Raw genomic sequence first — 9,419 nt, 5'->3', positions numbered from 1 at the left:
GCCTCGCCCGAACTCCGCCCCCTGGCGGTCGGTCTCGGCGTTCGCACCCGCGGCTTTGCGCCCGTCGCCTTCATGGAACGCAGCCAGCAACTGCACGAACGGTCCGATCTCGCGGTCGAAACGCTCTTCCTGACCTGTGGTTCGGCCGAACTGAAGCGCCGCTATTCGGAAACCCGCCGCCGCCACCCGCTTGCGCTCGACCGCCCCGCACAGGACGGGATCAGCGAGGAGGGCGCGCTGCTCGGTCCGCTTCGCGAGCGCGCCGACCGGCTGGTCGAGACGACCAACATGAATGCGCACGACCTTGGCCAATGGGTGCGCGCCGCCTATCCGGTCGCAGGGCTCAGCGCGCCCGTGCTCTCCGTCATGTCCTTCGGCTTCTCCCGCGGCCTCCCCCGCAACGCCGACCTCGTCTTCGACATGCGCTTCCTCCGCAACCCGCACTGGGTCCCGACCCTGCGCCCTGGCACCGGCCTCGACGCCGACGTCGCCACCTATGTTCAAGCCGATCCGGCCTATGAGCCCGTTTTGGCACAGCTTGAGGCGCTGCTGATCACCCTTCTGCCGCGATATCAGGCGGAAGGAAAATCGTACGTCACCATTGCGATCGGTTGTACCGGAGGGAGACACCGATCCGTCCATGTCGCCGAACGGATCGGCACACGGTTGCGCGAAGCGGGATTTTCGCCCACGGTGACACACCGCGATCTGGGGGCGATCCCCAAGGACTCGCTGGAGGGGCGACGCCCGGCGGCGCCTTCCGAACTGCCGTGATGCCCAAGAACAATGCTGGCAAAGATTTGTGATGGATGTACGTGTCTGACATGATCGGTCTGGTTCTTGTGACGCATGGTCGGCTCGCGGATGAGTTCGTGACCGCGATGGTGCACGTCGTCGGCCCGCAGGAGCGCGTGGCGACGATCGCCATCGGGCCGGAGGATGACATGGAAACGCGTCGCGCCGACATTGCGGCCGCGATCGGCCAGGTCGATGCCGGCCGCGGCGTCATCGTGCTGACCGACCTGTTCGGCGGCACGCCCTCCAATCTCGCCATCTCGCTGATGGAACGCGGCCGGGTGGAGGTCATCGCGGGGATGAACCTGCCGATGCTGATCCGCCTGGGCTCGGCCCGCAAGTCGATGAAGGTCGTCGATGCGGTCGCCGCCGCGCGTGAGGCGGGGCGGAAATACATCTCGGTCGCCTCCGAAGTGCTGGGCGAGGCTGCGGCATGAGCGGCCTGTCGCGCACCGTGCAGATCACCAACCGGCGCGGCCTCCACGCGCGCGCCAGCGCCAAGTTCGTCACCCTCGCCTCCAGCCAGCCGTGCGAGGTGCAGGTCGCCAAGGACGGCAGCGGCACGGTGACCGGCACGTCGATCATGGGCCTGATGATGCTGGGCGCGGCGATGGGCGACGAGATCACGATCAGCGCGAACGGCCTCGGCGCGGAGGACGCGATCGCGACGCTGGCTGCTCTCGTCGAAGGCAAGTTCGGCGAAGACTGATGCCGCGCGAGATTACCGCTTATTCCAACCCGCTGGTCAAGCGCGTCCGCGACCTGCGCGACAAGCGCCACCGCCGCGAAGCGCGCCAGTTCCTGGCCGAAGGGCTGCGCATCCTGACGGAAGCGCGTGAAACCGGCCGCCTGCCCCGACTCCTGTTCTTTGCCCGGCCGAGTGCCCACCATCCCCTCGTCCGCGATCTCGTCGCCGCGGTCGAGGAGAGTGGCGGCGAGGCGATCGAAACGACGCCGGACATTCTGTCGAAACTGTCGGGCAAGGATAACCCACAAGCCGTTGTCGGCGTGTTCGACGAGTTCGGCACGTCCCTCGAAGCGCTCGACCGGACATCCGCCGGTATCTGGCTGGTTGCCGAACGCCTGCGCGATCCCGGCAATCTCGGCACGATCCTGCGCACCGGCGATGCGGTCGGTGCCGGCGGCCTGATCCTGATCGGCGAATGCGTCGACCCCTTCTCGGTCGAGGCGGTGCGTGCCAGCATGGGCGCCCTCTTCACCGTGCCGGTGGTGCAGACGGGCTGGGAGGTGTTTCTCGAATGGCTGCGACAGGGGTCCGGGCAACTGGTCGGGCTCAGTCTGGATACTGATCACGACTATCGCGGCGTGCGCTATGCGGCGCCGACCTTTCTCCTCACCGGGAACGAGGCGCAAGGGATGCCTGCGGCCTATGCCGCCGCATGCGACACGCTGGTGAAGATTCCCATGCTCGGCAAGGCGGACAGCCTGAATGCCGCGGTGGCGACCGCGGTCATGGCCTATGAGGTGCTTGCCCAGCAGCGAGGATGAAGGTCATCCGCTGGGCCGAAGCGCGGCTCGGGTCTGCGGTGCCGCGCGTCCGCGAACTCAATCCTCCAGCATCGCCTCGATCGTTCCGGCCGGATCCAGCATGAATTCGCGATAGAGCCGGAAATGCGCGGTATCCCCCGGAGTGACCGGATCGAGCCCACCGCGCGTCATCAAGAGCAGGCGGGCGCCCGGAAGCGACATCAGGATCGGCGAATGCGTCGCCATGATGACCTGTGCACGCGCCTCCGCCTGGATGCTGCGTAGGATCTTCAGGAAATCGAACTGCCGACGGGGTGACAGCGCCGACTCCGGCTCGTCGAAGAAGAAGATGCCCGGCCGAGCGCAGCGTTCCTCGAAGAAGCGCAGAAAGCCCTCGCCATGGGAATGAGCCAGAAAATTGGCGTAGGGGCTATGAACTTCATCCAGATAGCGCGCGACGGAGAAGAAGCTTTCGGCTCGGAAGAACCAGCCTTGTCCGACCTTGGGGAGCCAGCTTGCCCGCAATGCGGTCCCAAGCGCGTCTCCGTTGCGCTCCAACGCTCGACTATGATCGACGGGTCTGTATCCGGGGCCGCCACCTGCCGGGTCGAAGCCTGCGACCGCCGCGATGCCCTCGATTAGCGTCGATTTACCGACCCCGTTCTCACCGACGATGATCGTCACCGCGCGGTCGAAGCGCAGCTCGAAATTGCCGGCTCGAAACATCGGCAGATCAAAGGGATAGTCGCGTTCTTCGTTCGCCCGGTTGGGATCGAGCCAGATGCGCTTCAGATAGGGCGGCGGCAGCGTGGTGGCACGGTGCCGCGCCATGACTATTCCGCCGCGTCCGGCAGCGCCGCCAACTTGGTGAGAGGGCGGGTGTGCTGTTCACCCAGAGGGAGCGGATCGATCGTCTTGCCACCGGTATCGATATTCAGCGCCTCGAACCGCCGCGCGCTGGTCAGCACGTTGCTCTCCAGACTGCCGACGAATGCGTTATAGGCACCCATCGCGGTATCCAGGTTCTTGCCCAGCTTGGCGACGTGACCGCCCATCACCGCAAGCCGCTGGTACAATTCCTTGCCCAGCGTGCCGATCTCCTGCGCCTGCTTGGCCAGCTTCTCCTGACGCCACACCGCGTCGATCGTTCGCGCGATCGCGATCAGGTTCGTCGGGGTTGCCAGCAGCACCCGCTTCTCGAACGCGAAATCCCACAAGCCCGGATCATGCTCCAGGGCGGCCGACAGGAAATGTTCGCCCGGCACGAACATCACCACATATTCCGGCGCGTCGTCGAACTGTGCCCAATAGGCCTTGTTGCCCAGCCCGTTGATATGCGTGCGCATCGACTGCGCATGCGCGGACAGGCCGATCTGCCGCTCCGCCTCGTCCACCGCGCCGAACGCATCCTGATAGGCGTTCAGCGACACCTTGGCGTCGATTATCAGCGATTTGCCGCCGGGCACGCGCACGATCGCGTCGGGGCGCAGGCGGCCACCCTCGCCGTCCGCGACGCTGACCTCCATCTGAAAATCGGTGTGCTCGGACAGGCCACAGCTTTCCAGCACGTTGCGCAGCTGCTGCTCGCCCCAGCGGCCCCGCGCCTTGGGTGCGTTGCGCAGCGCGTTGACCAGCTTGGCGGCCTCGCCGGACACGCGTTCCTGACCGATGCGCATCGCATCGATCTGCCCGCGCAATTCGCTAAAGGCATCGCGGCGCTCCAGCTCGACCTTGGCGACCCCTTCCTCATAGCGTTGCAGGCGCTCGCTCACCGGTTGCAGCAGCGCCTTGAGCGACTGCCCCGACGCTTCCTCCGACTGGCGGAACCGCGCCTCGGCCCGCTCCAGGAACTGCCGCTGCGCCGCCTCCAGCGCCTTGGCCGCCGTATCCCCGAACTGTACCCCGATCTGCTCGCGCGCCGCCTTCAGCTGCTCCAGCGCCAGCGCATGCGCCGCCTCGCGCTCGTCCGCCCGCGCACGAAGCTCCGCCAGCTTGGCGACCGCCTCATTGCGTTCCGCATTCGCCGCAGCATGCGCCGCCCGCAACGGCTCCAGCTCGGCCGCCCGACCGCGCAACTCAGCCGCCTCCCGCATCGCCTCGTTCCGCTCGCGCTCCACCGCATCGCGCGCCGCGCGAAGCAGATCAAGATCGACAACACGCGCCTGTGCAGCCGCCAGATCCGCCGCCAGCCGCTGCCCCGCCCGGCTCGCGACAAGCCATCCGATCAGCGCCCCCAGCCCCAGCGCAAGCACTGCGACGACGATCAGTTCGGGCATTTCGACGGCCTTGAATTGATGGTGACTGGCGACATGCACCGGAACATAGATCGAACGCGGGGTCACAAACAACGATTATTTGCGCCGTCCGTATGCCATGCCCGGCAGTGGCTCACCCGCGGCGAAGTTTCGCCAGCTTCTTCATCAGCATGTCGCGCTTCAGGCGACTGACATGATCGGTGAACAGCACGCCGTTCAGATGGTCGATCTCATGCTGCATGCAGGTCGACAGCAGCCCGTCCAGCTCTTCCTCATGCATGGCGCCGTGCTCGTCCTGCCAGCGGACGCGGCAGCACACGGGCCGCTTCACCTCGGCATATTGCTCGGGGATCGACAGGCAGCCTTCGTTGTAGCTCGACATCTCGTCGGAGACCGACAGGATCTCGGGATTGATGTACGCCGCCGGCTTGCGGATGGGCTTGCCTTCCTCATCCTCATCGTCCTGCAGATCGATCACCAGAATGCGCTTGTCGACGCCGACCTGGATTGCCGCCAAGCCGATGCCGCGCGCGTCGTACATGGTGTCGTACATGTCCGCCACGAACGCGCGCACATCGTCGTCGATCGTCTCGACGGGCTTTGAGACGAGGCGCAGACGCGGATCGGGAACTTCGACGATGGGAAGAATAGCCATGCCCGTCAGCTAGGGGGCGCCCCCCACGCCGTCAAGCGACCGGCCTGCGGGCGCGCAGCGCCTGCGCCAGCGTGCCCTCATCCAGATAGTCCAGCTCGCCGCCGACCGGCAGGCCGTGCGCCAACTGGGTTACGCGCACCGGAAAACGCTCGATCCGCTCGGCAATGTAATGCGCGGTCGTCTGCCCCTCCAGCGTGGCATTCATCGCCAGCACCACCTCGTCCACGCTCCCCGCCTCGACCCTGCGGATCAGATGATCGATCGACAGGTCCTCCGGCCGCACCCCCTCCAATGCGGACAGCCGCCCGCCCAGCACATGAAAGCGCCCCGGAAACAACCGCGAACGCTCCAGCGCCCAAAGATCGGCGACTTCCTCCACCACGCACAACGCCCGGTCGTCCCGCCGGCTGTCGGCGCAGATCGCACACGGATCGGCGGTATCGATGTTGCCACAGGTGGCACATGTCACCAGCCGGTCCTCTACGGCCGCAAGCGCGGTCAACAGCGGTTCCAGCGCGGCTTCCCGCTTTTTCAGCAGGTGGAGGACGGCGCGGCGTGCGGAGCGGGGGCCGAGGCCGGGGAGGCGGGCAAGCGCCTGGGTCAGCGCCTCGATCTCTGGGGATGCCATGGAGAACAGATAGGGGGTTGCGCGCCGCGCCGCCAGCGGGGAGACGGACAGGCATGCGGATCGTTTTCATGGGAACGCCGGGCTTTGCGGTGCCGGTACTGGATGCGGTGGTGGCGGCAGGCCATGACGTGGTGGCGAGCTACAGCCAGCCGCCGCGACCGGGTGGGCGGCGGGGACGGCAACTGGTGCCCTCCCCCGTCCAGGCTCGTGTGGAAGAGTTGGGCATTCCGGTACGTACGCCGGTATCGTTGAAGGGCACAGACGAACAAGCCGCCTTCAACGATCTGCGTGCCGATGTCGCGGTGGTGGCGGCTTATGGGTTGATCCTGCCGCGGGCGGTGCTGGATGCGCCGGTGCATGGTTGCCTGAACGTGCACGGCTCCCTGCTGCCGCGGTGGCGGGGGGCGGCGCCGATCCAGCGGGCGATCCTGGCGGGCGATGTGGAGACGGGCGTCGGTATCATGCAGATGGAGGCTGGACTGGACACCGGGCCGGTGCGGCTGGAGGCGAGGACGCCGATCGGGAACAAGACGACGGGTGCGTTGACGCAGGAGCTGGCGCAACTGGGCGCGCGGCTGATGACGCAGGTGCTGGCGGACCTGAGCGCGTACCCGGCGATCGCGCAGCCGGCAGACGGCGTGACCTATGCTGCCAAGATCGATAAGGCGGAGACGCGCATCGACTTCGAGCGCCCGGCGATCGAGGTCGAGCGGCTGGTGCGTGCGATGAACCCGGCACCGGGGGCATGGTGCGAGATACAGGGCGAGCGGGTGAAGATCCTTGCCGCCGATGTGCTGCCCTTCAGCTTCTACGGCGCGGGCGAAACGGTGGATGACCAGTTGACGATCGCATGCGGCGACGGCGCGATCCGGCCGACGCTGGTCCAGCGCGCGGGCAAGAGCGTGACCAGCGCGGCCGAGATGCTGCGCGGCTTCCCGGTGCCCTCGGGAACCCGGCTTTGACGCGCTTTGCCCTGCTGATCGAATATGATGGCCGGCCTTTCATGGGGTGGCAGCGACAGTCGCATGGGCCGAGCGTGCAGCAGGCACTGGAAGAGGCCGTGTTCGCGATCACCGGCGAGACGGTGGCGGTGCATGCATCGGGGCGGACGGATGCCGGCGTCCATGCGCTCGGCATGCGTGCCCATGTCGATATCGCCAGGCCGATCACACCCTTTCGTCTGATGGAGGCGCTGAACGCCCGCGTACGGCCGGCGCCGGTGGCGGTGCTGGCGTGCGACGTGGTGGCGGACGACTGGCATGCGCGCTTTTCGTGTACCGGACGCGCGTATGAATATCGCATCGTCAACCGCCGCGCGACGCTGACCCATGAGAAGGGGCTCGCCTGGCAGGTCGCGCATGTGCTGGACACGGAGGCGATGGCGGCAGGCGCGGCGCAATTGCTCGGGCGGCACGACTTCACCACCTTCCGATCGGCCCATTGCCAGGCGGACAGCCCGGTGCGGACGCTCGACCGGCTGGAGGTATCGCGCGCCGGCGACCGGGTGACGGTGCGCGCGGCGGCACGTTCGTTCCTGCACCATCAGGTCCGGTCGATGGTCGGATGCCTGGTCCATGTCGGCATGGGGCGGTGGGCGCCGGACGATGTCGGCGCCGCACTCGCCGCGCGGGATCGCCAGCGACTGGCGCTCAACGCGCCGCCGGACGGGCTGTTCTTCGTCTCGGCGGAATATCCCTGATCCGGCCTACCGGACGAAACGCGCCGCCAGCTCGACATGGGTGGACCAGCGGAACTGTCCGACCGGCTGCACCCAGTCGATCCGCCAGCCATGATCCGCCAGCATTCTGGCGTCGCGCGCGAAGCTGGCCGGATTGCAGGAAACATAGGCGATCGCCGACACGTCCGCCTGCGCCAGTGCCTCCGCCTGATCGCGGGCGCCCGCGCGCGGCGGATCCAGGACGATGGCGTCGAAGCGGTCGAGCTCGGGCTTGGTGAGCGGCCGGCGATAAAGGTCGCGATGTTCGGCGAACACCTGCCTGCCTGCGCCATTGGCGGCGGCCTTGAGCGAGAACAGAGCATCGCGCGCGCCTTCCGCGGCATAGACGCGCGCAGGCAATGCGAGAGCAAAGGTGCCAAGGCCGGTGAACAGGTCCGCCACCACCCCCGCCTTGCCGACACCTTCACGCACCGCAGCGACCAGCGCCGCCTCGCCGTCCTCGGTCGCCTGCAGGAACGCGCCGGGCGGCAGCGGCACGGCGATGCCGCCAAGTGTGATGGTCACGGGCTCGGGCTCCCACCGCGTCTCCGGCCCCATGCCGTCATCCACGCTGAGCCGGGCGACCTTGTGCCGCTCGCAAAAGGCGATGATCGCCTCCGCAGCGTCGAGCCCCTCGGGCGCGAAGCCGGTGATGGTGACGTCCGGCCCCTGATCCGCCATGGCGAGGTGAATGTCGCACCGGCGCTTGAATCCCAGCCGCTGAAGCAAGCCGCGCAACGGCGCGACCAGCGCGAAGAGTTCCGGGCGCAGGATATGGCACTCGGCGATATCGACGATGGCGTGGCTCTTTTCCTCGGAAAAGCCCAGCCGGATGCGGCCGCCCTTCGCCTCCGCATGCAGGGTCGCGCGGCGGCGGGTGTTGGGGGGTGAGACATGGGGCGCGCGGATCGGTGCGGCCAGCCCCTGCCCGTCCAGCGCCGAGGAAACCCGGTCGGCAACGAAGGCCGCGTAGCTGTCATCGTCGAGATGCTGGAGCTGGCAACCGCCGCAGGTGGGAAAGTGACGGCAGGGCGGCACCTGATGATGCGGCCCATGGGTCAAGGTGCCATCGGCGGCCAGAACATCGCCAGGCGCGGCAAAGGCGGCGTGACGGCCATCGGCGGTGATGCCGTCGCCGCGAGCCGCGACGCGGATAATGGTATCGGTCATGGCGATCAGCCTCTGACGGCGGAGAGCGCGTCTGCCAAGTCGTCCGCGATAAAGGCCGGCCCCAATCGCCGCGCCGCGGCACCGTGCAGCCACACCCCCGCCCCGGCCGCGGCGAAGGGATCCAGCCCGGCCGCCCGCATCGCGCCGATCGCGCCCGCCAGCACATCGCCCGTTCCCGCCGTCGAAAGCCAGGGGCTCGCCGCGCCCGCGACGACGACGCGGCCATCGGGCGCGGCAATCACCGTGTCCGGCCCCTTGTGGACGATGACGGCACCCGTTTGGGCCGCGGCACGGCGGGTGCGTGCGATCTTGTCGCCCTCCTGCCCGAACAGATGCGCAAACTCGCCGGCATGCGGGGTCAGGATGCTGCCGGCGGGGATCGATGCAGGATCGATCAGGCGCAAGGCATCGCCATCGATGACGAGCGGGCGATGCGCGGCCAGGCTGGCGTCCAGCATGTGGCGCGCCGCATCGTCGCGGCCGAGCCCCGGACCGACAACGATCGCGCCGATCCGGTCGTCAGCCAGCGCCTCCGGAGAGAAGGCCTTGCGGACCAGAGCATGAGGGGCGCCCTGTCCCTCACCCAGATGAAGGACGTAGCCGGCACCGGCGCGCATCGCGGCGAGGCTGGCCAGTTCGGAAGCCCCCGCCATGCCGCCAGCGACGATGGCGACCATGCCGCGCGTATACTTGTGCGAGTCGGGGCCGGGT

General features: G+C 67.8%; 12 protein-coding genes. 6 read left to right on the top strand and 6 right to left on the bottom strand.

Annotated elements, in window-relative coordinates; all coding sequences use genetic code 11:
- The 4 genes from rapZ to Q0U08_RS13885 all read left to right on the top strand — a co-directional run.
- Nucleotides 1-774 (top strand): RNase adapter RapZ (rapZ, locus tag Q0U08_RS13900; RefSeq protein WP_298091983.1); only part of this gene is annotated, 774 nt, incomplete at its 5' end.
- Between the two features lie 50 nt (nucleotides 775-824).
- Complete coding sequence (locus tag Q0U08_RS13895) at nucleotides 825-1,232, top strand: PTS sugar transporter subunit IIA (RefSeq protein ID WP_112382380.1); 408 nt, start codon at nucleotides 825-827, stop codon at nucleotides 1,230-1,232.
- Nucleotides 1,229-1,504 (top strand): HPr family phosphocarrier protein, encoded by a 276-nt coding sequence (locus tag Q0U08_RS13890; protein WP_298091982.1) that lies wholly within the window; start codon nucleotides 1,229-1,231, stop codon nucleotides 1,502-1,504. The genes Q0U08_RS13895 and Q0U08_RS13890 overlap by 4 nt, the downstream gene beginning before the upstream one ends.
- Complete coding sequence (locus Q0U08_RS13885) at nucleotides 1,504-2,304, top strand: RNA methyltransferase (RefSeq protein ID WP_298091980.1); 801 nt, start codon at nucleotides 1,504-1,506, stop codon at nucleotides 2,302-2,304. The genes Q0U08_RS13890 and Q0U08_RS13885 overlap by 1 nt, the downstream gene beginning before the upstream one ends.
- A 57-nt stretch (nucleotides 2,305-2,361) precedes the next feature.
- On the opposite strand, the gene Q0U08_RS13880 is transcribed toward Q0U08_RS13885, so the two are convergent.
- The 4 genes from Q0U08_RS13880 to recR form a co-directional block, all read right to left on the bottom strand.
- Entirely contained in the window at nucleotides 2,362-3,114 is a 753-nt protein-coding gene (locus Q0U08_RS13880; RefSeq protein WP_298091979.1) for an AAA family ATPase, read from the bottom strand.
- Between the two features lie 2 nt (nucleotides 3,115-3,116).
- Complete coding sequence (locus Q0U08_RS13875) at nucleotides 3,117-4,559, bottom strand: DNA recombination protein RmuC (protein ID WP_298091978.1); 1,443 nt, start codon at nucleotides 4,557-4,559, stop codon at nucleotides 3,117-3,119.
- Between the two features lie 112 nt (nucleotides 4,560-4,671).
- Complete coding sequence (def, locus tag Q0U08_RS13870; protein ID WP_298091977.1) at nucleotides 4,672-5,193, bottom strand: peptide deformylase; 522 nt, start codon at nucleotides 5,191-5,193, stop codon at nucleotides 4,672-4,674.
- 31 nt (nucleotides 5,194-5,224) lie between these two features.
- Nucleotides 5,225-5,821 carry a recombination mediator RecR gene (recR, locus tag Q0U08_RS13865; RefSeq protein WP_298091975.1) on the bottom strand — a complete coding sequence of 199 codons (597 nt, stop codon included), beginning with the start codon at nucleotides 5,819-5,821 and terminating at the stop codon, nucleotides 5,225-5,227.
- Nucleotides 5,822-5,874: 53 nt separating this feature from the next.
- Between recR and fmt the strand changes: the two genes are divergently transcribed.
- Together fmt and truA are read left to right on the top strand one after the other, a co-directional pair.
- Complete coding sequence (gene fmt, locus Q0U08_RS13860) at nucleotides 5,875-6,783, top strand: methionyl-tRNA formyltransferase (RefSeq protein WP_298091974.1); 909 nt, start codon at nucleotides 5,875-5,877, stop codon at nucleotides 6,781-6,783.
- Nucleotides 6,780-7,520, top strand: a complete 741-nt coding sequence (gene truA / locus Q0U08_RS13855; RefSeq protein WP_298091973.1) for a tRNA pseudouridine(38-40) synthase TruA — start codon at nucleotides 6,780-6,782, stop codon at nucleotides 7,518-7,520. The genes fmt and truA overlap by 4 nt, the downstream gene beginning before the upstream one ends.
- Before the next feature lie 6 nt (nucleotides 7,521-7,526).
- Here the strand turns inward: truA and Q0U08_RS13850 are convergent, their stop codons facing one another.
- Together Q0U08_RS13850 and Q0U08_RS13845 are read right to left on the bottom strand one after the other, a co-directional pair.
- Complete coding sequence (locus Q0U08_RS13850) at nucleotides 7,527-8,708, bottom strand: class I SAM-dependent RNA methyltransferase (protein ID WP_298091972.1); 1,182 nt, start codon at nucleotides 8,706-8,708, stop codon at nucleotides 7,527-7,529.
- A gap of 5 nt (nucleotides 8,709-8,713) precedes the next feature.
- On the bottom strand, nucleotides 8,714-9,419 hold a 706-nt coding region (locus Q0U08_RS13845; protein WP_298091971.1), incomplete at its 5' end, for an NAD(P)H-hydrate dehydratase.

Source organism: uncultured Sphingomonas sp., from assembly GCF_946477935.1.
In the GTDB taxonomy this organism is placed as follows: Bacteria; Pseudomonadota; Alphaproteobacteria; order Sphingomonadales; family Sphingomonadaceae; genus Sphingomonas.
Note: the sequence above shows the minus strand (reverse complement) of the source record. Positions and strands in the feature narration are given on the sequence as shown.